At 70.9% G+C, this 23,311-nt stretch carries 24 protein-coding genes; 14 read left to right on the forward strand and 10 right to left on the reverse strand.

Going from position 1 to position 23,311, the window contains the following annotated elements:
* Nucleotides 1–3: 3 nt before the first annotated feature.
* Nucleotides 4–708, forward strand: a complete 705-nt coding sequence (locus ACIPJ2_RS05080; RefSeq protein WP_402727841.1) for a hypothetical protein — start codon at nucleotides 4–6, stop codon at nucleotides 706–708.
* 9 nt (nucleotides 709–717) lie between these two features.
* Here ACIPJ2_RS05080 and ACIPJ2_RS05085 read toward each other — a convergent pair whose 3' ends face one another.
* Complete coding sequence (locus ACIPJ2_RS05085; RefSeq protein WP_402727842.1) at nucleotides 718–963, reverse strand: hypothetical protein; 246 nt, start codon at nucleotides 961–963, stop codon at nucleotides 718–720.
* 140 nt (nucleotides 964–1,103) lie between these two features.
* Entirely contained in the window at nucleotides 1,104–1,544 is a 441-nt protein-coding gene (locus ACIPJ2_RS05090; protein ID WP_402727843.1) for an OsmC family peroxiredoxin, read from the reverse strand.
* A 119-nt stretch (nucleotides 1,545–1,663) separates the two neighbouring features.
* On the opposite strand from ACIPJ2_RS05090, the gene ACIPJ2_RS05095 reads away from it, so the two are divergent.
* Nucleotides 1,664–2,287 (forward strand): DUF805 domain-containing protein, encoded by a 624-nt coding sequence (locus ACIPJ2_RS05095; RefSeq protein WP_402727844.1) that lies wholly within the window; start codon nucleotides 1,664–1,666, stop codon nucleotides 2,285–2,287.
* Here the strand turns inward: ACIPJ2_RS05095 and ACIPJ2_RS05100 are convergent.
* Entirely contained in the window at nucleotides 2,239–3,078 is an 840-nt protein-coding gene (locus tag ACIPJ2_RS05100; protein WP_402727845.1) for a TSUP family transporter, read from the reverse strand. The two genes, ACIPJ2_RS05095 and ACIPJ2_RS05100, sit on opposite strands and share 49 nt — an antisense overlap.
* A gap of 77 nt (nucleotides 3,079–3,155) precedes the next feature.
* On the opposite strand from ACIPJ2_RS05100, the gene ACIPJ2_RS05105 reads away from it, so the two are divergent.
* From ACIPJ2_RS05105 to ACIPJ2_RS05115, 3 genes are all read left to right on the forward strand, one after another.
* Nucleotides 3,156–3,911: an AraC family transcriptional regulator gene (locus ACIPJ2_RS05105; RefSeq protein WP_402727846.1), complete on the forward strand. Its 756-nt coding sequence runs from the start codon at nucleotides 3,156–3,158 to the stop codon at nucleotides 3,909–3,911.
* A gap of 331 nt (nucleotides 3,912–4,242) precedes the next feature.
* Nucleotides 4,243–5,403: a peptidoglycan DD-metalloendopeptidase family protein gene (locus ACIPJ2_RS05110; protein WP_402727847.1), complete on the forward strand. Its 1,161-nt coding sequence runs from the start codon at nucleotides 4,243–4,245 to the stop codon at nucleotides 5,401–5,403.
* Between the two features lie 65 nt (nucleotides 5,404–5,468).
* Entirely contained in the window at nucleotides 5,469–6,185 is a 717-nt protein-coding gene (locus ACIPJ2_RS05115) for an NYN domain-containing protein (RefSeq protein ID WP_402727848.1), read from the forward strand.
* 72 nt (nucleotides 6,186–6,257) lie between these two features.
* Here ACIPJ2_RS05115 and ACIPJ2_RS05120 read toward each other — a convergent pair whose 3' ends face one another.
* The 6 genes from ACIPJ2_RS05120 to ACIPJ2_RS05145 are packed head-to-tail and all read right to left on the reverse strand — an operon-like array spanning nucleotide 6,258 to nucleotide 13,981.
* Entirely contained in the window at nucleotides 6,258–6,959 is a 702-nt protein-coding gene (locus ACIPJ2_RS05120; RefSeq protein WP_402727849.1) for a GntR family transcriptional regulator, read from the reverse strand.
* Nucleotides 6,960–7,002: 43 nt separating this feature from the next.
* Nucleotides 7,003–8,628, reverse strand: coding sequence for a dipeptide ABC transporter ATP-binding protein (locus ACIPJ2_RS05125; RefSeq protein ID WP_402728314.1), 1,626 nt, complete (start codon nucleotides 8,626–8,628; stop codon nucleotides 7,003–7,005).
* A 10-nt stretch (nucleotides 8,629–8,638) separates the two neighbouring features.
* Nucleotides 8,639–10,495: a gamma-glutamyltransferase family protein gene (locus ACIPJ2_RS05130; protein WP_402727850.1), complete on the reverse strand. Its 1,857-nt coding sequence runs from the start codon at nucleotides 10,493–10,495 to the stop codon at nucleotides 8,639–8,641.
* Nucleotides 10,496–10,500: 5 nt separating this feature from the next.
* Nucleotides 10,501–11,376 carry an ABC transporter permease gene (locus ACIPJ2_RS05135; RefSeq protein WP_281266613.1) on the reverse strand — a complete coding sequence of 292 codons (876 nt, stop codon included), beginning with the start codon at nucleotides 11,374–11,376 and terminating at the stop codon, nucleotides 10,501–10,503.
* Complete coding sequence (locus ACIPJ2_RS05140; protein ID WP_281266614.1) at nucleotides 11,373–12,326, reverse strand: ABC transporter permease; 954 nt, start codon at nucleotides 12,324–12,326, stop codon at nucleotides 11,373–11,375. The genes ACIPJ2_RS05135 and ACIPJ2_RS05140 overlap by 4 nt, the downstream gene beginning before the upstream one ends.
* Complete coding sequence (locus tag ACIPJ2_RS05145; RefSeq protein ID WP_402727851.1) at nucleotides 12,323–13,981, reverse strand: ABC transporter substrate-binding protein; 1,659 nt, start codon at nucleotides 13,979–13,981, stop codon at nucleotides 12,323–12,325. The genes ACIPJ2_RS05140 and ACIPJ2_RS05145 overlap by 4 nt, the downstream gene beginning before the upstream one ends.
* A 191-nt stretch (nucleotides 13,982–14,172) precedes the next feature.
* Here ACIPJ2_RS05145 and ACIPJ2_RS05150 point away from each other — a divergent pair, with 191 nt between their 5' ends.
* From ACIPJ2_RS05150 to ACIPJ2_RS05165, 4 genes are all read left to right on the forward strand, one after another.
* Nucleotides 14,173–14,889: an NYN domain-containing protein gene (locus ACIPJ2_RS05150; protein ID WP_402727852.1), complete on the forward strand. Its 717-nt coding sequence runs from the start codon at nucleotides 14,173–14,175 to the stop codon at nucleotides 14,887–14,889.
* Nucleotides 14,890–15,056: 167 nt separating this feature from the next.
* Nucleotides 15,057–16,154 (forward strand): type I restriction endonuclease, encoded by a 1,098-nt coding sequence (locus tag ACIPJ2_RS05155; RefSeq protein ID WP_402727853.1) that lies wholly within the window; start codon nucleotides 15,057–15,059, stop codon nucleotides 16,152–16,154.
* A 91-nt stretch (nucleotides 16,155–16,245) separates the two neighbouring features.
* Nucleotides 16,246–17,049, forward strand: a complete 804-nt coding sequence (locus ACIPJ2_RS05160; RefSeq protein ID WP_402727854.1) for a sulfite exporter TauE/SafE family protein — start codon at nucleotides 16,246–16,248, stop codon at nucleotides 17,047–17,049.
* Nucleotides 17,046–17,672, forward strand: a complete 627-nt coding sequence (locus tag ACIPJ2_RS05165) for a DNA alkylation repair protein (RefSeq protein WP_402727855.1) — start codon at nucleotides 17,046–17,048, stop codon at nucleotides 17,670–17,672. The genes ACIPJ2_RS05160 and ACIPJ2_RS05165 overlap by 4 nt, the downstream gene beginning before the upstream one ends.
* Nucleotides 17,673–17,677: 5 nt before the next feature.
* Here ACIPJ2_RS05165 and ACIPJ2_RS05170 read toward each other — a convergent pair whose 3' ends face one another.
* Nucleotides 17,678–18,529 (reverse strand): polysaccharide deacetylase family protein, encoded by an 852-nt coding sequence (locus ACIPJ2_RS05170; RefSeq protein WP_402727856.1) that lies wholly within the window; start codon nucleotides 18,527–18,529, stop codon nucleotides 17,678–17,680.
* A gap of 89 nt (nucleotides 18,530–18,618) precedes the next feature.
* On the opposite strand from ACIPJ2_RS05170, the gene ACIPJ2_RS05175 reads away from it, so the two are divergent.
* The 5 genes from ACIPJ2_RS05175 (at nucleotide 18,619) to ACIPJ2_RS05195 (ending at nucleotide 23,127) form a co-directional block, all read left to right on the forward strand.
* Nucleotides 18,619–19,506 carry an aminoglycoside phosphotransferase family protein gene (locus ACIPJ2_RS05175; RefSeq protein WP_402727857.1) on the forward strand — a complete coding sequence of 296 codons (888 nt, stop codon included), beginning with the start codon at nucleotides 18,619–18,621 and terminating at the stop codon, nucleotides 19,504–19,506.
* Between the two features lie 105 nt (nucleotides 19,507–19,611).
* Nucleotides 19,612–20,799 carry a zinc-dependent alcohol dehydrogenase gene (locus ACIPJ2_RS05180; protein WP_402727858.1) on the forward strand — a complete coding sequence of 396 codons (1,188 nt, stop codon included), beginning with the start codon at nucleotides 19,612–19,614 and terminating at the stop codon, nucleotides 20,797–20,799.
* Nucleotides 20,796–21,845 carry an NAD-dependent epimerase/dehydratase family protein gene (locus ACIPJ2_RS05185; protein WP_402727859.1) on the forward strand — a complete coding sequence of 350 codons (1,050 nt, stop codon included), beginning with the start codon at nucleotides 20,796–20,798 and terminating at the stop codon, nucleotides 21,843–21,845. The genes ACIPJ2_RS05180 and ACIPJ2_RS05185 overlap by 4 nt, the downstream gene beginning before the upstream one ends.
* Nucleotides 21,846–21,982: 137 nt before the next feature.
* The gene (locus tag ACIPJ2_RS05190; protein ID WP_402728315.1) at nucleotides 21,983–22,420 is read left to right on the forward strand and encodes a DUF6314 family protein; all 438 of its coding nucleotides are present in this window, start codon (nucleotides 21,983–21,985) and stop codon (nucleotides 22,418–22,420) included.
* Nucleotides 22,421–22,449: 29 nt separating this feature from the next.
* On the forward strand, nucleotides 22,450–23,127 hold the full coding sequence (locus ACIPJ2_RS05195; RefSeq protein ID WP_402727860.1) for a pentapeptide repeat-containing protein: 678 nt from the start codon (nucleotides 22,450–22,452) through the stop codon (nucleotides 23,125–23,127).
* Nucleotides 23,128–23,311: the final 184 nt, after the last annotated feature.

Below are 23,311 nucleotides of genomic sequence, written 5' to 3' on the forward strand. Positions count from 1 at the left end.
CCCATGGCGACCACCGACGGAGATCCCTGGGCGACGGTCCTCGACGTGCTGCCCGACGGTGCCACGCACCACGACGCCGATCGGGTCCTCCGAGCCTCTGGCTGGACCGGCTGCGGCACCGGTGACTGGGCTTGGGCCCTCCGCGCGCCCGACGGCCGGTCCGTCGCACGGATCAGTCCGTTCGACCCCGCCGCGCCGTACTCGGCAGCGCTCTACCGGGTGGCGTGGGACACCCGGCAGGTGCCCGCGTTGTTCGGGCACCGGGTCCTCGACGGCGGTGGGGACCTCACCCTGATGGAAGCCCTGGAGCCGGTCGCGGAACCCGAGGCCGCGGCGTTCCACCGATCGCTCGCAGCCGGGGATCCCGAGGTCGCGGCGCTCGTCGGGCACATCCGGGCTGTGCACGCGCAGGGAGCAGACGAGCAGCCGTGGTGGGGCCCGCTCGACGACAACCCGGCGAACGTGATGCGCGGTGCTGACGGTCGGCTGGTGGTCACCGACCTCTACTACGCCGACGGGCCGAACCTGTACCGCACCGTGCTCGAGGACCCCGATCGCGTCGTCCGCGCGTTCCCCGAGGAGCGTCGCCGGTACATGACCGAGCTGCCGCTCGCGAGCTCGGGCGGCTGGCCGGACGGCGAGGCCGAGCGCATGCGCGCCGGGCTCGCCGCAGCCGATGCCCGGCTCCGCGTCGCGGACGGGCGGTGAGTCGCTCGGTCAGCGGCGGCGCACGCTGAGTCGTCCGGCGGCGAAGGCCGCCGAGACGAGCCCGAGGACCACCAGTGCGTACCCGAGCAGCGTCTGCCAGCTCGGCGGTCCGGCGACGAAGGCGTAGTCACTCAGCGGTGCGTAGGCGAACCAGCCGAAGGACGCCCTCGGCGTGGTGGCGACGAGCAGGGCACCGCCGATGACGGCCAGCAGGCCGAGCCACAGGGTCAGGTGGGTCCAGGTCCGTCTGATCACGGCTCCGAGCGTAGCCAGGAGACGGACGGGAGGCCCGTGGCGGGTTCGCCACCCCTCCCTCGCAGGCGCGGTCGGCGCGCCCCGCGCAACGCTTCGCGTTGCCGCTGAGCGGGGCGCGCCAGTCCGTCAGGTGGTGCCGACTACTGCTCGAACGTCGCGTTCAGGGTGATGTCGACTCCGGTGAGCGCCTTGCTGACGGGGCAGGTCGCCTTGGCGTCCTCTGCCGCCTTGAGGAAGGTCGCCTCGTCGATGCCGGACACCTCGCCGCTCACCGTGAGGGCGATGCCGGTGAGCTTGAACCCGCCGGCCGAGTCCGGGCCGAGCGAGACGTCGGCCTTGACGTCGAGGGCCTCGACGGTGCCGCCGGCCTCGCCGAGCACGGCGGAGAACTGCATCGCGTAGCAGGCGGAGTGCGCTGCGGCGATGAGTTCCTCGGGGCTGGTCGTGCCGTCGGCGTCCTCGGCGGCGCGCTTCGGGAACGAGACGTCGTACGTGCCGACCTTCGAGCTGGAGAGTTCGACCTGGCCGGAGCCGTCCTCGAGTGCGCCGTTCCAGGCGGTGCGTGCGGTGCGCGTGGGCATGGCCGCTCCTTTCGTGTGGGGTGCGGTCCCGAGCGGGAGCCACGGAGCCGAGTCAATCGGAGAACGCACGTTCTCGCAAGGGGTTCCCGGCGAAGACGCAGGTCGGTAGGGTCGAGCGCATGGGGGATCGAGGGACGTTCCGGCAGCAGGCGCTCGCCCGCGGTCCGCAGCGTGACGTGGGACCGCTCGTCGCCTGGGCCCGGTTCTGGACACAGGGCTGGCGGTTCTCCGGTCGGGCGAGCCGGTCCGAGTTCGCCTGGCCGATGGTGTTCGAGCTGATCGTCGTGGTGCTCGCGGTCGGGATCCCGGTGTGGTCGGGGACGCCGTGGCGCTGGACCTGGTACGCCGACCCGTTCGGGATCATGCCGTCCCCTGCCGTGTACTTCCACCTCTGGGGGAGTGGGAACTGGTGGTGGGGCTACGGCGACGGGGCGGACGTCCCACCGAGGGCGTGGGACCTCCCGGTGATCGCCTGGGTCGCGGTGACGGCGATCCCGCGCTGGACCCTGCTGGTGCGGCGGCTGCATGATCGGGACCACACCGGGCTGTGGGTGCTGCTGCTCGCGTTCACCGGGCCGATCGGGTGGCTCGTGGTGAGTGCGATGGTCGTGCGTCGGCCTCGTGCGGCTGGTGTGCGGTTCGACCGGACCCTGTGGGACGCGTACAAGCCGAGCGCCACGTTGCCGCCCGAGTCTCAGGACACGGCGACGGCGACGCCCGCGGCACCGAGCAGCACGACGTAGCCCCACGCGTGCACCGCTTCGGGGATGCGCGGCGGACGTCGGCGGAGCAGCACGATCACCGGCATCGCGCCGAGCAGCAGCGCGACGGCGGCCGGGACGTCGACCGCGCCGACCATGCCGGTCGCGTCGGGTGCCTGCCCATGTACGAGCAGGGTGACGAGGACCGCCGGTGCGGCGATCGCGAGCGTCAGTGGGTTCGCCAGGGCGGTCGCCACCGGCATGGACGCACCGGCCCGGCGCATCACCGGGACGGTCATGACGCTGCCGCCGACACCCAGGAACGCCGCGACCGCGCCGACCGGGAGGCCGAGCACCGTCCGCATGCCGTTCCCGCCGGGCGTGCTGCCGGACACCACGGCCGTGGGGCGCGTCCCGAGGGTCGGCTCACGTCGGGACCGGGGACCCCGCTTGCGTCGGAAGAACCCGGGGCGGACGAGCAGGTCGACCACGGTGGCCCCGACGTACGCGACGAAGCCCCACCGCAGGAGCGCATCGGGCGCGAACCGAGCGGCTGCCGCGCCGACCGCACCCCCGAGGACGAGCAGCGCGAAGAGTTCGGTGCGTCCGCGGAGTCCCCGGAGGACGACGCGCTTCGTGGATGCCGTCGCCACTGCGGCGTTCACGAGCATCACGAGCGCGGAGGTCGCCGTCGCCACGCGGACCGCATCGCCTCCGAGTGCGGCATCGGCGACGGTGATGATCGGGACCGTCACGAATCCGCCGCCGAAGCCGAACAACACGGTTGTCAGCCCGACGAGGACCCCGATGAGCGCGAGCACGAAGAACGTCATGGCATCCAGTCCAGCGCCGACCGTCGCGGCGAGCAATCGATGGTCCGTCGCAGACCTTCGAGGGTTAGCCTTGCGGAGTGCGCAACGTCCGGGTCGAGGACCACGACCACCTGCCGCTCAACGTCCTGCCGATCGGGACCGAGTACCCGCCCGACTTCCTGCTCGCCCGGCACGCGCACCGACGTGCTCAGGTGCTCTACGGGGCCAGCGGGACGATGCTCGTCGAGACGGACGAGGGGTCGTGGACGGTGCCGACCGACCGTGCCGTGCTGATCCCTCCGGGGGTCGAGCACGAGGTCAGGATGCTCGACGTCACCACGTGGAGCCTCTACATCGAGCCGGACGCGGTGCCGTGGTGGCCGACCTCGTGCACGGTCGTCGAGGTCGGGCCGCTCCTGCGTGAACTCCTCCGCGCGGCGTTCGACCTGCCGCTCGACCTCGACGTGCACGGCCGTGACGGCGTGGTGCTCGACCTCGCGCTGCACGAACTCGAGCGCGTGGCGCCCGTCCCGCTGTCCATCCGGCTGCCGGCGGAGGGCGTCCTCCGCGACCTGTGCCGCGCGTACCTGGCCGACCCCGACGTGCACGTGACGAACGCGGACTGGGCGAGCCGGGCCTCCGTGAGTGGTCGGACGCTCGACCGGCGGTTCCGGGCGGCCACGGGGGTGGGGCCCGCGGTGTGGCGCGTGCGTGCGCGACTGCTGGCGAGCCTCCCGGCCCTCCGCACGACGTCCGTGACGGACGTCGCGGGCCGACTCGGCTACGCCACACCCGCCGCGTTCACCGCGGCGTTCACCCGTGCGTTCGGGGTGCCGCCGTCGCGGTTCCGCTGAGGCCTTGACGAATGCTGCTCGCGGGCGCTCGAACGCGCCGGACTCATCACCCGTGAACGGCAGGGGCAGTGGCGGACGTGCCGCCTCCGTCCCGGCGCCGTCGACGGGCTCAGCGCATGGCTGGGCGCTGCTGGCGACCCCGAAGGAGTCCTTCCAGCTGCCCTCCTGACGGTTGCTGCACACGGAACCGGTCCGGACCACCCCCGGTACTGGGGCTGTGTGCGCACCCCGTCGCTTGTGAGCATCGTTCGGCGGCGTGTTCAGGGCGCGTCGCCGAACGGTCCGCACCGGACCGGCGGTCCGCGCCGTCCTCCGCGGGAGCAGGGGAACGATGCGCAGCACCAGGATCTGGACCAGGACCGTCACGGCCGTCACCGTGATGGCGATCGCCCTCGCCGGGATCGTCGTGACGGCGGCACCGGCGCAGGCGGCGACCTACACGGGACTGCTTCCGGCCGGCTCGAAGCTCTACCCGGGTGACTCGCTGACCTCGGCGAACGGGCAGTACCGCCTGGTGATGCAGGGCGACGGCAACCTCGTCGAGTACGGCATCGGCAACGTGGTCCTCTGGGCGTCCAACACCGCGAACAAGCCAGGCGCCGTCGCGGTCGCCCGGATGGACGGGTACCTCGTGCTGACCATGAACGGCGGCATCTTCGCCAAGTGGGGGCCGAACGGGTACGCGTCGAAGGGGTTCTCCGTCGAGCCGGACGGGTCCATGCGCACCACCGACACCGCGGGCGTCGTCCGCTGGCAGCTCACCGCCTTCCAGAACCGCGTCCCCGCCGGGACCGTCCTGAAGGCCGGCACGACGCTCCGCTCCGACGCCAGCACCGCCCGCGTGCTGACCATGCAGGCGGACGGCAACCTCGTGCTCTACGTCAACGGCCGTGCTGCGTGGTCGACGAAGACCTACCGGAACCCGGGCGCGTGGACAGCGGTGCAGACCGACGGCAACCTCGTCGTCTACCGCGCGGACGGGCGGGCCATCTGGTCGACACGCACCTACCGTGCCGGAGGCGGACAGCTGCTCGTGCAGGTCGACGGCAACGTCGTGCTCTACGGCAAGGCGGGCACCCGGTCGTGGTCGTCGAAGCCGGTCACCACGCTGCTGTGGCCCGTCGTGAGCAGCACCATCAGCGGCCGCTACGGTGACGACCGGGGCGCCGGGCACGTGCCGCGCTACCACCAGGGGACCGACGCCGCGGTGAAGACCGGGACGCCGGTGTACTCGTCCGGACCGGGGACGGTGACGAAGACCGTCGCGAACGACCCGTCCTACGGCAACTACGTCGTGGTGACCTACGGCGTGACCACGGTGCTCACGGCGCACCTCAGCGTGATCGAGGTCTCCACGGGGCAGGTCGTCGGCGCCGAGCAGGAGATCGCGAAGTCGGGGAACACCGGGCAGTCGACGGGGCCGCACGTGCACGTCGAGACACGGGTGAGCGGGACGCTGCAGGACCCGCTGACGGTGCTGCGCTTCCGGTAGGTCGCGCGAGCTCTGCACATGTGAGATGTTCGGCGGCTGCGCGCTCGATCCCCGATCATCGGCGGATGCCCACTCTGACCTCCGCTGCCGGCAAGCCCACGGCTGCCGTGTACGTCGACGGCTTCAACCTCTTCCGCCGTGCCCTCCATGGCCGTGGTGACCTCAAGTGGCTCGACCTCGAACTGCTCTGCGGCCACCTGCTGCCGACCTACGACATCGGTCAGATCCGCTACTTCACGGCGAGGGTGCGTCATGTCGAGGGGAGGAACCCGAGCGGGCCGCAGAACCAGGAGGCGTACCTCCGAGCCCTCGCCACCCTGCCGTCCGTCTCACTGCACTTCGGGACGTTCCGTGCGGACAAGCGCTGGATGACGCTGTCCCCGCTCGAGCGCGACGCCGCCGGAGAGCCGAGGCGGGTCCGCGTGCGGAAGATCGAGGAGAAGGGGACGGACGTGAGTCTCGCGTCGCACATGGTGTGCGACGCGATGCACGACCTGGTCGACGCGTACTTCCTGCTCTCGAACGACTCCGATTTCGCGGAGGCACTGCGGCTCGTGCGATCACGCGCCCGTCGACAGGTCGGGCTCATCGTTCCGGCGGGGGCGGCGGCGCGGGAGCTGCTCCGGCTCGAACCGGACGAGATCCGTGTCGTTCGGGAAGGAAATCTGCGGGAAAGTCAGTTCCCCGACCGGATCGTCGACGAGCTCGGCGGGTTCTCGCGCCCGAAGGCCTGGAGAGAAGCAGGGGCCCCGTTCCGTAGAACAGGGCCCCGCGCCGGTTAGCCGTTTGCGGCACCCCGGGTTGCGGGACGAGCGTAACCCGACTGGTCGCCGCCCGCAACTGCAGTATCACATTCAGATCGCCGGGCCTGCTGACCGCAGGGCCTCGGCGCGGTCGGGCGACGACCGCGCCGCGTACCCGATCCGGCTCTCGCGGACGTGCCACCCCATCCGCTCCGCCGCCGCGTCCACGTCGCCGGCGTCGATCGCCGCGAGGATGCGTCGGTGCTCGGGCCACAGCCGCTTGCCACGGGAGAACGTGTCCGTTGCGTACAACCACTCGATCTTCCGGGACAACTGCCGGAGCAGCGTCGCGAGCGTCGCGCTGCCGGAGAGTTCGGCGACCAGGAAGTGGAAGCGGTCGTTGAGGTCGACGAGCAGGTCGAGTTCGTCCCGCTCGACCGCGTCGTCACCGGCGTCCAGGATCGCGCCGAGCTCGCGCCGGATCCGCCACCAGTCCTCGGGCGGGGCGTCACCGTCGAAGAGCGTGCGCGCCCGGGTGGCCGCACGCCTGGCGGTGGCGATCTCGAGCGACTCCCGCACGGCGAACAGGTCGTCGGCCTCGTCGAACGGGATCGCCGCGATCCTGGAGCCCACGTTCGGCTGCGACACGACGAAGCCCTCGCCCTCGAGGCCGCGCAACGCCTCGCGCACCGGGACCCGGGAGACGCCGTACCGCTCCGCGAGGAACGCCTCCGTCACCCGGGTCCCGGGCAGGAGCGCGCCGGCGACGATGTCGCGGCGGATCGCGTCGAGGACGCCGGTACCGTTCAGCACGGTCACGATCGTCTCACGCGGACGACCGCCCACGGCGGGCGTGTCACGCGGCGTGCTCCGCCAGTGCCCGACCGGGGATCGCGTCGAGCAGGTCCCGCGTGTACTGCTCGGCGGGGGCGTCGAACACCTGCGCGACCGACCCGTGCTCCACGACCTTCCCACGGCGCATCACCACGACGTCGTCCGCGATGCGCCTGACCACTCCGAGGTCGTGGGTGATGAACAGGTAGCTCAGACCAAGACGGTCCTGCAGATCGTCGAGCAGCGCCAGGATCTGCTCCTGCACGAGGACGTCGAGCGCGGAGACCGCCTCGTCGAGGATGAGCAGCTCCGGCTCGAGTGCGAGCGCACGGGCGATCGCGACGCGCTGCCGCTGGCCGCCGGACAACTCGTTCGGGCGGAGCTGCGCGACCGTGCGCGGCAGGGCGACCTGGTCGAGCAGCGTCGCGACCCGCTCGGTGCGGGACGCCCGGTCGCCGATTCCGAACACGCGCAGGGGCTCGTCGATGATCCGCTCGATCGTCGACGTCGGGTCGAGGGAACCGTACGGGTCCTGGAACACCGGCTGCACCCGACGACGGACGCTCCGCCGTTCGGCACCGCGCGCGGTCCCGATCGAGAGCCCGTCGACGAGCGCACTGCCCGACGTCGGTGTCTCGAGCCCCAGGACGATCCTGGCGACCGTCGTCTTGCCCGACCCGGACTCCCCGACGACCGCGGTGGTGGTGCCGCGTCGGACGGTGAACGAGACGCCGTCGGACGCGCGGAGGGTCCCGGCCCCGCGCCCGCGCAGCTTGTACTCCTTCACCAGGTCCGACACGACGAGGATCGGTTCACCGGCGGCCACCGGCTCCGGGGCGACGCCCGTCAGCGCGGGTGCCGCCGCGATGAGCCGCTTCGTGTACTCGTGCTGCGGGTTCCGGAGGATGTCCTCCGGCGCGCCCTGCTCGACGATCGCACCGTCGAGCATCACGACGACGCGATCGGTCCGGTCCGCCGCGACCCCGAGGTCGTGCGTCACGAAGAGCAGCGTGGTGCCGTGCTGGTCCACCAGCGTCTGCAGGTGGTCGAGGATCTGCCGCTGCACCGTCACGTCGAGCGCGCTGGTCGGCTCGTCGGCGATGAGCAGTTCCGGCTGGCGGGCGAGCGCGATGGCGATGAGGATGCGCTGCCGCATGCCGCCGGAGAACTCGTGCGGGTACTGGTCCGCCCGTCGCGCGGCTTCCGGGATCCCGGCCTCGGTCATGAGCTCCACGACGCGCTGCCGGACCGCCGCGCGGCCGCGGAGCCCCCCGGCGCGGAGCGAGTCGGCGATCTGCGCGCCGACCTTCATCGCTGGGTTGAGGTTGGTCGACGGGTCCTGCGGCACGAGTCCGATGCGTCCGCCGCGGACCGGGCGCATGGTGGCCTCGTCCGCGCCGGAGACGTCGAGGTCGCCGAGGCGGATCGATCCCCCCGTGATCCGTCCGGCTCCGGGCAACAGCCGGAGCACCGCCGCGATCAACGTCGACTTGCCGGATCCGGACTGGCCGACGATCGCGACGCGCTCACCGCGACGGACGTCGAGGTCGACGCCGTGCAGCACCTCGGTGCCGCCGAACGCGACGCGCAGGTCGCGGATGGTCAGCAAGGGGGCGGACGGGAGGCTCGGGTCGGCTCCGGTGGGCATCGTGCGGTCCTCAGCGTCCTGCGGCATGTCCCTGTGCTCCTCTCGGGTTGGCTGCGGCGCCCATGACGCCGGTTTCGGGGTCGCGCGTCACGCACGACAGGCGGCCGAGCGCCCACTCGCCGGCTCGGGTGACGACGTGGCCGAGTTCCTCGAGGCCGGCGATCACGTCCTCGCCGAGCCGGTCCTCGACGACGAGGCCGCCCGGGGTCCAGGTCCGCGGCCAGAACGACCCGGGGAACGAGGTCGTGTGCAGCGCGGGCGCGTCGATGGCCTGCTGCGGGGAGTAACCCCCGACGATCGTGCGGAGCAGGAAGAGCAGCTGCCACTGGTCCTGCTGGTCGCCGCCCGGGGAGCCGAGCGCCACGACGGGCTCGCCGTCACGGAGCACGAGCGTCGGGGTCAGTGTCGTGCGAGGGCGCTCGCCGGGGCGGAGCGTCGACGCGGTGCCCTCCTCGAGCCAGGTCATCTGCATGCGGGTGCCGAGGCAGAACCCGAGCTCGGGGATCGTCGGGGAGGACTGCAGCCAGCCGCCGGACGGTGTCGCGCTGATGATGTTGCCCCAGCGGTCGACGACGTCGATGTGGACCGTGTCGCCGCGGGTCTCGCCGGTCGCCATCACGATCGGCTCACCTCGGTCTTCGACGGGTGCCGGGACGGTCGGTTCGCCGATGCCGGCGATCGGTTCGCCGCCCGGTGTGTACGTCTCGCGGAGCGGCGGCAGCGTGCTCGGGCCGTCGGCGGTCGTCCCCGGGCGGAACTCGTGGGACGCGTGGTCGCCGATCAGCGCGCGACGGGCGTCGGTGTACGCGTCGCTCAGCAGTGCGTCCATCGGGACGTCGTGGTCGCCGTAGTACGCCTCGCGGTCGGCCATGGCGAGCTTCTGCGCCTCGACGATGGTGTGTGCGCCGTCGACCGTCGACGGGTCGAGCTGGGCGTCGTCGAAGGGCTCGAGCAAGCGCAGGGTCTGCAGCAGTGCGGGCCCCTGCCCCCACGGGCCGGTCTTCGCGACCGTGTACCCGCGGAACTCGGCGGTCGTCGCGGGCTCGTAGGACGCCCGGAACGCGCTCATGTCGCTCGCGCGGATGACGCCGGCGTGGTCGGTGCCCGAGGCGTGCCGGTGCGGGGCGCGCACGAACCGGTCGATCGCCTCCGCGACGAACCCGCTCGACCACGCATCGCGCGCAGCGTCGATGCGGGCGACCCGGTCGTCCACGCTGCCGCCCGTGTGGGCGGAGCCGGCGTCGACGAGCCGGTCGAGCACCGCAGCCCACGTCTCGTTGCGGATGACGGTCCCGGGGACCGGCACCGAGCCTCCCGGCAGCCACCGAGCAGCGGAGGACGGCCAGTGGTCGCGGAACAGGTCCTGGACCGTCGCGATCGTGGCGACCACGCGGGGCGCGACCGGGTGACCGTCGCGCGCGTAGCCGATGGCGAAGGCGAGGACGTCGGCGAGTTCCCACGTGCCGTGGTCTCGGAGGAGCATGAGCCAGGCGTCGACGGCGCCGGGGACGGCGGCGGCGAGTGCGCCGGCGCCGGGGACCAGGTCGAGGCCCTCCGCGCGGAAGTGTTCCGGGGTGGCGCCCGCCGGTGCCGGACCCTGGCCGACCAGCACCGTCGGTGTCTTGTCGTCGGCGGTGGCGAAGACGGCGGTCATGTCGCCGCCCGGACCGTTGAGGTGCGGTTCGACGACGTGCAGGACGAATGCGCCGGCGACGGCGGCGTCGAAGGCGTTGCCGCCGCGTTCCAGGACGGCCTGCGCGCTCGCGGTGGCGATCCAGTGCGTGGCGGCGGCCATGCCGAACGTGCCCTGCAGGTCGGGACGTGTGGTGTGGGCGGTCGGCTGGACGAAGGCGGGGTTGGTGCTCATGGTGCTCACTTGCGGTCCGATGCGGTCGGGTCGAGGGCGTCGCGCAGGGCGTCCCCGAACAGGTTGAAGCCGAGGCAGATCACGGCGATGGCGATGCCGGGGACCACTGCGGCCCACGGTGCCTGACCGAGGTACTGCTGCGCGTCCGAGAGCATGATGCCGAGGCTCGGGGTCGGCGGCTGGATGCCCAGACCGAGGAACGACAGCAGCGCTTCGCCGATCACCGCGACCGGCATGATCACCGTCGCCTGCACGATGATCGCGGAGACGCAGTTCGGCAGGACGTGCTGCGCGATGATCCGGGCCCCACCGGCGTCGAGGGTCTTCGCGCTCGTCACGAAGTCGGCGCTCGTGATGCGCAGCGTCTCACCGCGCACGATGCGGATCATCGCCGGGACGTGCGAGACGCCGATGGCGATGACGGCGTTCGACAGGCTGGGGCCGCTGATCGCGGCGAGTCCGACCGCGATGATGAGGAACGGGAACGCCAGGGCGACGTCGGTCAGTCGCGAGATGATCGCGTCGAGCCACTTCCAGTAGCCGGCGAGGAGCCCGAGCGGGGTCCCGACGACGACGGCGACGAGCACGGAGAGTGCGCCGACGACGAGTGAGACCTGCACGCCGTAGAGCGTGCGGGACAGGATGTCGCGACCGAGGTCGTCGGTGCCGAGGCCGAAGCCGACGGTGAACGGCACCTGGAACGGCAGGTCGAAGTGCGTCTGCGTGGGGTCGTGCGGCGCGACGAGCGGAGCGGTCAGCGCGGCGAGCACGACGACCGCGAGCATGACGCCGCCGGTGAGCCCGAGGCGGTTCGCCCTGACCTGCTTCCAGACGCGGCCGCGGCTGGAGCCGAGGTCGAACGTGGGTGTCACGGTGGTCATCGGGTGCCTCCCACGCGGATCTTCGGGTTGATGACCGAGTACAGGACGTCCACGGCCAGGTTGATCACGACGTAGCCGACCGTGATGACGAGCACGACCGCCTGGATCACCGGGTAGTCGCGGGTGAACACCGAGTCGAGCGTCAGCTTGCCGAACCCGGGGAGCGCGAAGATGCGCTCGGTGACGACGGCGCCCGAGATGAGCCCGCCGAGCTGCAGCCCGACGATCGTGACGACCACGATCATCGAGTTGCGGAGGCCGTAGCGGAACAGCACCCGGCCGCGGCCGAGCCCCTTCGCCCGTGCGGTCCGGACGAAGTCGGTCTTCATCGTCTCGATCATCGACGCACGGGTCTGCCGCATGATCACGGCCGCGAGCGAGGTGCCGAGGATGAGTGCCGGCAGGGTCAGGTGGTAGAGCGCACTGAGCGGGTTCGACGTCATCGGGACGTACCCGGACGCCGGGAACCAGCCGAGCCCTGCCGCGAGCCACACGATCGCCAGGATGCCGAGCCAGAAGTTCGGGACGCTGAGGCCGACGAGCGCAGCGGCGTTCGCCATCCACTCCGGCCACTGCCCGCGGTAGCGCTCGGCCAGGGTGCCGAGGGCGACCCCGACGAGCACGGCGACGACGATGGCGTAGAGCGCGAGCCACAGTGTGACCGGGAGCGTCGAACCGATGAGCTCGGTCACCGGGGTGCCCGTGCGGGTCGAGCGGCCGAAGTCGCCCTGGAACGCGTTCACCAGGAAGCGCCAGTACTGCACGACGATCGAGTCGTCGAGGCCGAGCTGGGCCCGGACCGCGGCGAGCCGCGCAGGGCTCGCTTCCTCGCCGGCGAGCGCGAGCGCCGGGTCGCCCGGGAGCTGTCGGACCCCGAAGAACACGACGATCGACGCGAGCACCAGCGTGATCGCCGACTGCCAGATGCGGGTGCTGACGTAGCGGATCACTTCGTCGCTCCTTCCACGAACGCGGCCTTGCTCAGCCGCACGACGCCGTCCGCGTACGTCGAGACGCCCGCGATCGTGTTCCCGACGCCGGTGATGCTCCGGGTCCGGTAGAGGTAGATGATCGGGTCGTCGAGTTGGACGATCTTCGTCATCTCGCCGTACAGGTCGGCTCGCTCCTGCTCGTCGGTCGACTGCGCGGCGCGGGTGATGAGGTCGTCGACCTCGGCGTTGCTGTAGCCGGCGTAGTTGTTGCCGCCACCCGTCGTCAGGAAGCCGCCGATGTTGCCGTGCGGGTCGACGCGGCCGGACCAGCCGAGCTGCAGCGCCTGGAAGTCGCCGCGGGTCTGGTCGTCGAGCAGTGTCGTGTACTCGACCGGGGTGATCGTGATCGCGAAGCCGCCACTGCGGGCCTGCGCCTGCAGTGCCTGGGCGAACCGCACGGTGTCGGGGGTGTTCGTCACCTCCATCTCGATCGGGAACGGCTGCTGGACGCCCGCCTTCTCGAGGATCTTCTTCGCGGCGGCCGGGTCGTACTCCGGGCACGCCTTGCTCGCCGTGCTGGCGAACACGCTCGTGTCCGGCACGGGGGAGCACGCGACGTCGGCCCAACCGTGGAACACGCTCTGCACGAGCTCCGCGCGGTTGATCGACATCGACAGGGCCCGGCGGACGTCCGCGCGCTTCGCCAGCGGGGTGTCGATCTGCTTCGGGTCCGTGCCGACGCCGTCCTGGTTGCCGATGTTCACGGTGATGCCCTGGTAGCCGAGGGAACCCGTCCGCAGGATGGACAGGTCCTTGCGCTTCCGCAGGTCGTCGACGTCCTGCGTGGAGATCGTGTCCGCCACCTGGACGTCGCCGGAGCGGAGGTTCGCCGCCCGGATGCTGGCGTCGGTGATGATCCGGTAGGTGATCGTGTCGAAGTGCGCCGACGACGGGTCGTAGTACTCCGGGTCCTTCTCGACCTGGATCGAGGTCTGCGGGACGCGCTTCACGAACTTGTACGGGCCGACGCACACCGGGGAGTCGCCGAAGTCGTCGCCCTTCTCCGCGAGCGCCGTCGGCGACATGATCATGCCCGCGCGGTCCGCGAGCGCCGCGGTGAGCGGGGCGAACGGGGTCCCGTAGTGCAGCCGCACGGTGTGGTCGTCGACCGCCTCAACATCGGACACCGGGCCGAGCTCGCTCTTCCGGCTGGAGTCAGCCTTCGTCAGGTTCCGCTCGAGCGTCGTCACGACCGCGTCGGCGTCGAACGGCGTGCCGTCGGCGAACCGCACGCCGGTCTTCACCGGGAACGTGACGGTCTTGCCGCCGTCGCTCACCGTCGGGAGCTCCGTCGCGAGCATCGGGACGAGGGTGCCCTCGGCGTCGATGTCGTAGAGCTTCTGGCACATCGTCTCCATGACGTACCGGGTGTACAGCGACGACGAGGTGGTCGGGTCGAGGCGGTCGGGCTCTGCCGAGAGCGCCATCACCAGGTCACCGCCCTCCTTGATCTGCTGGTCGCCGATCGGGGCGGTGGTGACGGTGCCGGCGGTGGTGCCGCCGGCCTTCGAGCGTTGGACGGGGACGCAGGCGGTGAGTGCGAGCGTCGCGGCGATGAGGACGGCGGGCAACGCGATGAGCGTGCGTCGTCGTCGGGGGCTGATCGGGGACATGCGGTTCCTGATGCTGGGGAGGTGCGTGGCGTCCCTTGTGGGGTCGCGCTCAGGATCGGGGTTGATTGCATACAATCACACGTGTTGGCCGTCGCTTGTATACATTTCGTTTCGATTGTGTAAAACGACCAGCTGTCCACCGGTGTCGTCTGCGTGGTCTGCTGCGGCGGAGGTCGCGCAAGTCTGGCGAGATGCGCCCTTCTCGCTCGCGACCGACCGCCGCCGTCTACGTCGACGGCTTCAACCTGTTCCGACGGGCTCTCCAGGGTCGCGACGAGTTGAAGTGGCTCGACCTGGAGCTGTTGTGTGCGCGGCTGCTCCCGACGTTCGACGTCGGACAGATCCGGTACTTCACGGCACGGGTCCGGCACGTCGAGGGGAAGGACCCTCGCGTTCCGCAGAACCAGGAGCGGTACCTCAGGGCACTCGCCACGCTGCCGTCGGTGTCGCTGCACTTCGGGACGTTCCGGGCGGACAAACGATGGATGGCGGTCTCGCCGCTCGTGCTCGACGATGCCGGTGAGCCGCGGCGCGTCCGGGTGCGGAAGATCGAGGAGAAGGGGACGGACGTGTCGCTCGCTGCACACATGGTCGCGGACGCGATGGCAGGGACCTTCGACGTGTCCTTCTTGTTGTCGAACGACTCCGACTTCGTCGACGCACTCCGCATCGTGCGGGAGCGCGCGCGGAAGGAGATCGGGCTCATCGTGCCGAATGAGTCTGCGCCAGCTCGGAGTCTGCGCGAGGTCAGGCCGGACCACATCCGGTACATCAAGCAGAGCGCGCTCCGCGGAAGTCAGTTCCCGGCGCGGGTGGTCGACGAGTTGGGCACCTTCGGGCGGCCGAGCGCTTGGGAGATGCAGAAGCCCCTCTCGATGGAGAGGGGCTTCTGGCCGGTTAGCCGTTGACGTGGCACCCCGGGGGGTGACCTCAGCCTACGTGGACACGAGCGCCCGATGCAACTGGAACTTCACATACGCTACGGTCGGTGCCGTGACCCACGAATTGGGGTCCTGAGCGATTCTCGATGTCGACTGTCCTTCAACTACGGTCGCATTGATGTAGGGGAGAGACGATGGAGTTCGAAGAACGACTCGCAGCGCTGGCCGCAAAGGTGCAGAACCAGCGAGACGCGATCCAGACCGAAGAAGCCACCAAGAACGCGTTCGTGATGCCGTTCATCTCGACGATCCTCGGCTACGACGTGTTCAACCCGCTCGAGGTGGTGCCGGAGTTCACGGCCGACGTCGGCGTCAAGCGTGGCGAGAAGGTCGACTATGCGATCATGCGAGACGGGGAGGTGCAGATCCTCATCGAGTGCAAGAAGTCGACGGAGCCACTCAAGATCGAGCACGCGTCCCAGCTCTTCCGGTACTTCTCGGTCACGAACGCTCGGATCGCCGTCCTCACCAACGGCGAGGTCTACAACTTCTACACGGACCTCGACGCGCCGAACAAGATGGATGACCGTCCGTTCCTCGTCCTCGACCTAGCGGACATCGACGAGACGCTGCTGCCGGAGCTCCGGAAGCTCACGAAGGACGTGTTCGACCTCGACTCGGTGATCAGCGCGGCCGAGGAGCTGAAGTACGTCGGCTCGATCAAGCGTGCGATCGCCGCACAGTTCCGTGAGCCGGAAGAGGATTTCGTCCGACTGTTCACGAGCCGCGTCTACGACGGTCGCTTCACGCAGGATGCGAAGGTGCAGTTCACGGCACTCGTCGCGAAGGCCTCGAAGCAGTACCTCAACGAGCAGGTGAACGATCGTCTGAAGACTGCGCTCGGTGCTTCCTACTCGGCACCGGTCAGCGTCGAGGCTTCGGAAGAAGCGGTTTCGAGTGAGTCCGTCGCTCGAGACGACATCGACCGGGACACCGAGATCGAGACCACCCTCGAAGAACTCGAGGGCTACCAGATCGTCAAGGCGATCGCCTGCAGCGAGGTCAAGCCCGACCGGATCGCGCACCGCGATCAGAAGTCGTACTTCGCGATCCTGCTCGACGACAACAACCGCAAGCCGATCGCGCGCCTCTGGTTCAACGGTAAGAAGCAGAAGTACCTCGGGCTGTTCGACGAGGACAAGGTCGAGACGAAGCACGCGATCGAGAACCTCGACGACATCTACCTCCACGCCGCCACGATCCGCGAGGCCACACACCGCTACGCGGGCTGAGGCCGGCGCGCGATGAGCATCGACTTAGCGACGCAGATCGGGCCCATCGACTGAGAGCTCCGCCGCCGACTCGGGCCGTACCCTGGACGGGATGAGATCCCGCGCCGCGCAACTGACCGTGCTCGTCGCGATCGGGATCGTCGCCGGGGTGCTCTCCGGCCTGTTCGGTGTCGGCGGCGGCGTGATCGTCGTCCCCGCACTCATGGCCTTCCTGCACATGGATCAGCGCAGCGCCTCCGCGAGCTCCCTCGTGGCGATCGCTCCCGCGGCGGTCGTCGGTGCGATCACCTACGCCGTGCAGGGCGAGGTGCACTGGCTCGCGGCACTCACCCTGGCGATCGGCAGTGTCGTCGGAGCGCCCATCGGCTCCAGGCTCCTGCGGGCGATCCCGCTCCGGGGGCTCCCGTGGATCTTCGTCGGATTCATCGTCGTCGTCCTCGTCTCCCTGTTCACCAACGTGCCCACCCGTGAGGGTGACGTGCACTTCGGCCCGATCGAGGCGGTCGTGCTGCTCGGGATCGGGCTGCTGGCCGGCGTCCTCTCCGGCCTGATCGGTGTCGGCGGCGGGGTGGTGATCGTGCCCGGGATGGAACTCGCACTGGGCGCGGGTGACCTGCTCGCGAAGGGGACGTCGCTGCTCACGATGGTGCCGACGTCGGTCTCCGGCACGGTGGCGAACCTCCGCCGTGGCGTCGTGGACATCCGCGTGGGACTGACGGTGGGCATCACGGCGGCGGTCTGCTCGCCGATCGGGGCGTTCATCGCAGGGGTCGTCGACCCGCAGGTCGGGACGTGGATGTTCGCCGGGTTCTTGGTCGTGGTGGCGGTGATCGTGCTGCGACGCGGACTCAGGAAGGCGAGCAAGCCCGATCCGCAGGTCGGAGAGGTCGCGTGACGGTCACCGCCGAGGACGTCCTCGCCGCGTTCGCGAAGACGCCGGGCGACGTCGCGGGTGCCCGGCGGGTGGCTCGGGCGCACCGGGACCTCGACGAGGGCGAACGGTCCGCGCTGTTGTGGAGCGAGGACCCCGGCGCACGGCTCGTCGCCGTCGTGCTGCTCGTGCAGGCGATGCGGGAGCGCGCCGATCCCGAACTCACCGAGGAGTACCTGTCGGCGGCACGCGCCGAGCGGATCGACCGCGTGGAACTCGTCGACATCGCTGCCGAGGAGCTCGTCGGCGCGCCGATGCTCGACGGCTCGACCGGTCCACTGTTCGCGCTCGCGAAGTCGGACGTCGCGTGGGTCAGGCGCATCGCGGTGGTCGCGACGCTGGCGTTCGCCAAGCAGGGCGACGCGGACGTACCGCTCGCATTGGTCGGCCGACTCGTTCGGGAGCGTGGGGACACCGTGCAGTCTGCCCTCGGCTGGGTGCTTCGAGAGGTCGGCAAGCGGGCGTCCGAGCCGGCCCTCGTCGCGTTCCTCGAGCGACAGGGGCGGTTCCTCAGCCGGAGCGCGCTCGAGACCGCGACCGAGCACCTGCCGGCGGCCGAGCGCGACCGTCTCCGCCAGACCAGCTGAGCGCGCTACCGTGCGAACACGTCGTCCAACGTGAACGTCGACAACTTCCGCTCCTGCAACAGCGCGTGCAACCGCGGCAGCGCCCCGATGGTCCCCCGGAAGTTCGCGTGCCCGATCACGATGTGCGCCGGCTGGAACCACTGCTCCGCGAACCCGACGATCTGGTCCGACGTGATGTCACCGGAGTCGGCCAGCGACCCGTACCAGAGCAGCGGCGTCGTGTACCCGGCGCGGGCGGCTGCGGCGTCGACCCGGGCGTCGTGGTACCCGAACGGCGGCCGGAAGTACGGCTTCGCGTCCACGCCGTAGGTGTCCCGGATGAAGTCGTGGTTCCGGGTGAGCTGGTCGATGATGCCCTGGTCGGAGAGCTTCGTGAGCGCCGGGTGGTCCCACGTGTGGTTCCCGAGCTGCACCTGCCCGGAGGTCACCAACGGTCGCAGCAGGTCGGCGTGCTCGGTCCACGCGGGGCGCACCCCGTTCACGAAGAACGTCAGGCGTGTCCCGGTCTCGGCGGCGAACCGGGCGTAGGCCTCGACCACCTCGCTCGACGCTCCGTCGTCGACGGTCCAGGCGATCCCGGGCGTCCCCTCCGGCAGCCCGGTGATCGTCCCAGCGGGGAGCGGCTGTCGCTGCAGGGCGACCGGCGGAACAGTCGCGGTCGCGGTCGCCGTCGCAGTCGCGGATGACGAAGCCGAAGGGGACGGCGACGCGGAAGCCGGAGAGGTCGGCGAACCCGTCGGCCGTGACGACGGCCCGGCCGAACACGCGGCGAGCGCCCCCGTCAGCACGGTCCCACCGACCCCGGCCAACAGCGCGCGACGGGACGGACGGAAAGGAGCGCGGTGGTTCATCGCCATCCAGCGTCCCCGCGCGGTGCAATGCCGCGCATCGGTCACCAGGACGATCCCCGATGGCCGATCGGCCACCGATGCGGCACGATGACCCCATGCCGCACACCGAGGTGCCCGTCATCGACGCCGATCTCGTCCGACGCCTCGTCGCCGAGCAGTTCCCCGCATGGTCGGACCTGCCCGTCGCCGAGGTCGACCCGCAGGGCTGGGACAACCGCACCTACCGGCTCGGCGACGCACTGTCGGTCCGGCTGCCGAGCGCGGAGGGCTACGTCGCAGCCGTCGAGAAGGAGCAGCGCGTCCTGCCGTACCTGGCGCCGTCCCTCGATGTCCCGGTTCCCGAGCCCGTCGGACTCGGACGCCCTGGCTGCGGCTACCCGTTCCCCTGGTCGGTGCGTCGCTGGCTCGACGGCACGGTGGCAGCACGCGCCGATCCGGACCGATCGGCGCTCGCCGCGGACGTCGGCCGGGTCCTCCGGCAGCTCCGGGCCGTCCCGGCCGACGGCGGTCCGGCCGCCGGGGCGCACTCGTTCCACCGTGGCGCGCACCCGTCGTTCTACGACCACGAGGTCCGCGACGCACTCGACCGGCTCGGCGACGACGTCGACCGGGCGGTCTGCGAGGCGGTCTGGGACAGGGCGTGCGCCACGGCCTGGGAGCGACCCGCCGTGTGGTTCCACGGCGACGTCGCCCCGACGAACCTGCTCGTGGGCGACGACGGCCGGCTCACGGCACTCATCGACTTCGGCACGTGCGGCGTCGGCGATCCGGCGTGCGACCTGGTGCTGGCGTGGACGTTCCTCGACCCGGCGGCGCGGCAGGTGTTCCGCGATGCGGTCGGGCTGGACGACGCGACCTGGGCCAGGGGCCGTGGTTGGGTCCTCTGGAAGTCCCTCATCATGCTGGCCGGCAGTGCCGGCCCCGGCGACCGCGCAGGCCACCAGGCGGTCCTGGCCGCCGCCCTGGACGACGCGGTCGCTTGACTGGAGGCTCGTGGCGGCGCCGCCACGAGCCTCCCGTCCGACCCGCGCTGAGAAGGCGCGCCGGTGCGTCCGGGTACACGGGACGTACCGACGATAGGAGCGTTCATGCGCGCACTCACCTGGCAGGGCACGGAGAAGGTCTCGGTCGAGACAGTCCCGGACCCGACCATCCACGAGCCCACAGACGCGATCGTGCGGATCACCTCCACCGCGATCTGCGGCTCCGACCTGCACCTGTACCGCGTGCTCGGCCCCTACATCGACAGGGGCGACGTGCTCGGTCACGAGCCGATGGGCATCGTCGAGGCGGTCGGCAGCGCCGTCACGAACCTGAAGGTCGGCGACCGCGTCGTCGTGCCCTTCAACATCTCCTGCGGCCACTGCTGGATGTGCCAGCGAGGCCTGCAGTCGCAGTGCGAGACCACCCAGGTCACCGAGTACGGCAGCGGAGCGGCGCTGTTCGGCTACACGAAGATGTACGGCCAGGTCCCCGGTGGCCAGGCCGAGTACCTCCGCGTCCCGCACGCCGACTACGGACCCATCGTCATCCCCGACGACGGCACCCCCGACGACCGCTGGCTGTTCCTCAGCGACATCCTCCCGACGGCGTGGCAGGCCGTGCAGTACGCCGACGTGCCGGAGGGCGGGACCCTCGCGGTCCTCGGTCTCGGACCGGTCGGGCAGTTCGCCGCTCGGATCGGCAGACACCTCGGCTACCGCGTCCTCGCGGTCGACCCGGAGCAGGTCCGCCGCGACCTCGGGTCGCGCCACGACGTGGAGACGTTCGACCTGACGAAGGACCTCGTCGCCCAGCTGGTCGACCTGACCGACGGTCGCGGGCCGGACGGCGTCGTGGACGCGGTCGGCATGGAGGCGCACGGCAACCCCCTCGCCGGCTTCGCCCAACGCGCGGCCGGACTGCTGCCAGACGCCCTCGCGCAGAAGGCGATCGGGACCGCCGGGGTCGACCGGCTCGCTGCCGTGCACGCCGCGATCGACCTGGTCCGCCGCGGCGGCACCGTCTCGCTGAGCGGGGTCTACGGGGGCATGGCGGATCCGATGCCGATGATGACGCTGTTCGACAAGCAGATCACCGTCCGCGAAGGCCAGTGCAACGTGAAGCGCTGGATCGACGACATCATGCCGCTCGTGTCCGACCCGGCCGACCCGCTCGGCACACTCGACCTGGTCACGCACCGGGTCCCGCTCGAGGACGCCCCGCACATGTACGAGGTCTTCCAGAAGAAGCAGGACGGCTGCGTCAAGGTCGTCCTGGAACCGGCCACGGCGTGACCCGCATCGTGGTCGTCGGCGCGACCGGCAACGTCGGCACCGCCGTCGTCCGCCGGCTCGCCGCCGAGCCCGACGTGCAGGTCGTCGGGGTCGCCCGGCGGCTGCCCGACGTGCACACCGCGCCGTACGGCGATGCCGTGTGGCACGCGGTGGACGTCGGTGCCTCCGACGCCGTTGATCAGCTCGCCGCCGTGTTCCGCGGCGCGGACGCCGTGATCCACCTGGCGTGGGCACTGCAGCCGACGCACGACATCCCGGTGCAGTACCGCACGAACGTGACCGGGACGGCGAACGTGCTCGCCGCCGTGGCCCGGGTGTCGGTCCCGCATGTCGTCGTGGCGTCGTCGGTCGGGACCTACCGCGGGGTCGATGCAGCGGGCAAGCGCTTGCGCATCGACGAGTCGTGGCCGGTGGACGGCATCCCGACCGCGACCTACTCGATCCACAAGGCCGAGAACGAGCGGGCGATGGACGCCTTCGCGCAGGCGAACCCGGACGTCGTGGTGACGCGACTCCGACCGGGGCTGATCTTCCAACGGGCGGCTGCTGCCGAGATCCGTGGGCTGTTCCTCGGTCCACTGGTGCCGATGCAGATCGTGCGCTGGGTGCAGTGGGCGGTGCTGCCGCTGCCGTACCCGTTCGTGTTCCAGGCCGTGCACGCCGATGACGTCGCCGACGCGTACTGGCGTGCGGTGGACCGGCGGGCGGCAGGAGCGTTCAACATCGCCGCGGCGCCCGTGCTCACCCCGCCCCGGATCGCGGCGGTGCTCGGGATGCGTGGGGCCGTCCGGATCCCGCTCCGACTGCTCCGCGGGCTGGTCACCCTGACCTGGCGGCTCCGGATCCAGCCGACGGACGCCGGGTGGATCGACATCGCCGCGTCCGTCCCGATCATGCGGACGGACCGTGCGCGCACGGAACTCGGGTGGGAGGCTCGGCACACCTCCGAAGACGCGTTGCGTGCGCTCGTGTCCGGGTTCGCGGACGGTGCGAACGTCGAGGGGTCGGGTCCCCTCCGCGGGGAGCGAGTTGGTCGGCGGCGCTGAGTGTGGTCGGGCGGGTCGTTTCGTGCGTAGGGGGTCGAATCGCGCGTAGGCGGTCGAGTTTCCGTGACTCCTACGCGCGAAACCGCATCCCAGGGTGGGCGTGGTGGGAAAGTTCGGGCGGGTACGCTCGCCCCGTGATGCCGGACCAGCTGCTCGGGGAGTGGGCGCTCGAGCGTGCCGTGGTCGATCGTCGTGCAGGCGTGCGGGGCACCGTCCGAGGGACCACGACGCTGACGCTCGAACACGCCGGGCTCGTGCGGTGGGAAGAGTCCGGCACGATGGAGCTCGCGGGCCGCTCGACACCGGTGTCCCGGACGCTCATCGTGCGGCGGGACGACGACGGCGCCTGGACGGTGTGCTTCGCCGACGGTCGCCTGTTCCACGACTGGGTCTGGGGTGTGTCCGTGGTGCATGACTGTGCGCCGGACGAGTACACCGGCGAGCTCGACGGCGACGCATCGCGCTGGACCGTGCGGTGGGACGCGGTCGGTCCGGCGAAGGACTACCGGCTCGACAGCGTCCTGACCCCGCTCGACCTGCGGCTCGATCTCCCGCTCGGCCTCCCGCTCGTGTGAGCGTCGGCGGGGCGCGGCAGACTGGGTGCATGGCCCGCACCTCCGGCAAGTCCTCCGGCACCGACGCCCCTCGGATCACCCTGACCGAACCCGCCGACCTCGATGACTGGGCCCCGGCACCAGGCGACGTGCTCTCCGGTGACCGCATCGACGGCAAGCGCATCGCGTCGCTCGACATCGCGGGCGAGCGTCTCCCCGACCTCGAGATCGAGGAGTGCGTCATCGAGGATCTCCGTGCCGACGGCGCCGACCTCCGCGGGGTGCGCGTGCACGACACCGTGATCGATGCCCTCGACGCCCCGGTCCTGCGGGCATCGAGCAGCTCCTGGCGCGAGGTCCGGATCGGCGGCGGCCGGGTCGGCTCCGCGGAGCTCTACGACGCGGGGCTGAACGGCGTCGAGTTCGTCGGGATGAAGCTCGGGTTCGTGAACCTCCGCGGGGCGACGGTCACCGACGTGGTGTTCCGCGACTGCGTCATCGACGAGCTCGACATCGCCGACGCCAAGCTCCTGCGGGTGTCCTTCGAGGGGACCCGCATCCGTGCTGCCGAGGGCTCGAACACCCGGATCGAGCACGTGGACCTGCGCGGCGCCGACCTCGACCGGGTCGAGCGGCTCGAGGGTTTCCGCGGTGCGACCATCGCGGCGGACCACCTCTACACGCTCGCACCGCTGCTGGCGGCGCAGGCGGGGTACCGCGTCGACTGATCCGCCGTTCGCACGGCTCCCCGGCGTTCCTGAGTGGAGCTTCACGAAGCTGGTATGTCCCCCGAAGCAATTCCATAGCGGAATCATTTCTGTGTGAATTCACGGAGCTGCGCGGGCGCCCGGTACCCCGTTTCGGCAGCACCCCTCGAACAGGTGTCACGATGCCGCTGGCCCGCTGTGCCTA

The organism is Curtobacterium sp. NPDC090217 (assembly GCF_044746705.1).
In the GTDB taxonomy this organism is placed as follows: domain Bacteria; phylum Actinomycetota; class Actinomycetes; order Actinomycetales; family Microbacteriaceae; genus Curtobacterium.

Bases quoted from the DNA above. Each gene is read 5' to 3' on its own strand.
- ACIPJ2_RS05150 (WP_402727852.1), top strand. From the start codon at position 14,173: ATGCGCCCTTCTCGCTCGCGACCGACCGCCGCCGTCTACGTCGACGGC.
- ACIPJ2_RS05100 (WP_402727845.1), bottom strand. From the start codon at position 3,078: ATGACGTTCTTCGTGCTCGCGCTCATCGGGGTCCTCGTCGGGCTGACA.
- ACIPJ2_RS05125 (WP_402728314.1), bottom strand. From the start codon at position 8,628: ATGCCCACCGGAGCCGACCCGAGCCTCCCGTCCGCCCCCTTGCTGACC.
- ACIPJ2_RS05135 (WP_281266613.1), bottom strand. From the start codon at position 11,376: ATGACCACCGTGACACCCACGTTCGACCTCGGCTCCAGCCGCGGCCGC.
- ACIPJ2_RS05095 (WP_402727844.1), top strand. From the start codon at position 1,664: ATGGGGGATCGAGGGACGTTCCGGCAGCAGGCGCTCGCCCGCGGTCCG.
- ACIPJ2_RS05190 (WP_402728315.1), top strand. From the start codon at position 21,983: ATGCCGGACCAGCTGCTCGGGGAGTGGGCGCTCGAGCGTGCCGTGGTC.
- ACIPJ2_RS05155 (WP_402727853.1), top strand. From the start codon at position 15,057: ATGGAGTTCGAAGAACGACTCGCAGCGCTGGCCGCAAAGGTGCAGAAC.
- ACIPJ2_RS05170 (WP_402727856.1), bottom strand. From the start codon at position 18,529: ATGGCGATGAACCACCGCGCTCCTTTCCGTCCGTCCCGTCGCGCGCTG.
- ACIPJ2_RS05145 (WP_402727851.1), bottom strand. From the start codon at position 13,981: ATGTCCCCGATCAGCCCCCGACGACGACGCACGCTCATCGCGTTGCCC.
- ACIPJ2_RS05175 (WP_402727857.1), top strand. From the start codon at position 18,619: ATGCCGCACACCGAGGTGCCCGTCATCGACGCCGATCTCGTCCGACGC.
- ACIPJ2_RS05180 (WP_402727858.1), top strand. From the start codon at position 19,612: ATGCGCGCACTCACCTGGCAGGGCACGGAGAAGGTCTCGGTCGAGACA.
- ACIPJ2_RS05090 (WP_402727843.1), bottom strand. From the start codon at position 1,544: ATGCCCACGCGCACCGCACGCACCGCCTGGAACGGCGCACTCGAGGAC.
- ACIPJ2_RS05130 (WP_402727850.1), bottom strand. From the start codon at position 10,495: ATGAGCACCAACCCCGCCTTCGTCCAGCCGACCGCCCACACCACACGT.
- ACIPJ2_RS05080 (WP_402727841.1), top strand. From the start codon at position 4: ATGGCGACCACCGACGGAGATCCCTGGGCGACGGTCCTCGACGTGCTG.
- ACIPJ2_RS05160 (WP_402727854.1), top strand. From the start codon at position 16,246: ATGAGATCCCGCGCCGCGCAACTGACCGTGCTCGTCGCGATCGGGATC.
- ACIPJ2_RS05110 (WP_402727847.1), top strand. From the start codon at position 4,243: ATGCGCAGCACCAGGATCTGGACCAGGACCGTCACGGCCGTCACCGTG.
- ACIPJ2_RS05115 (WP_402727848.1), top strand. From the start codon at position 5,469: ATGCCCACTCTGACCTCCGCTGCCGGCAAGCCCACGGCTGCCGTGTAC.
- ACIPJ2_RS05195 (WP_402727860.1), top strand. From the start codon at position 22,450: ATGGCCCGCACCTCCGGCAAGTCCTCCGGCACCGACGCCCCTCGGATC.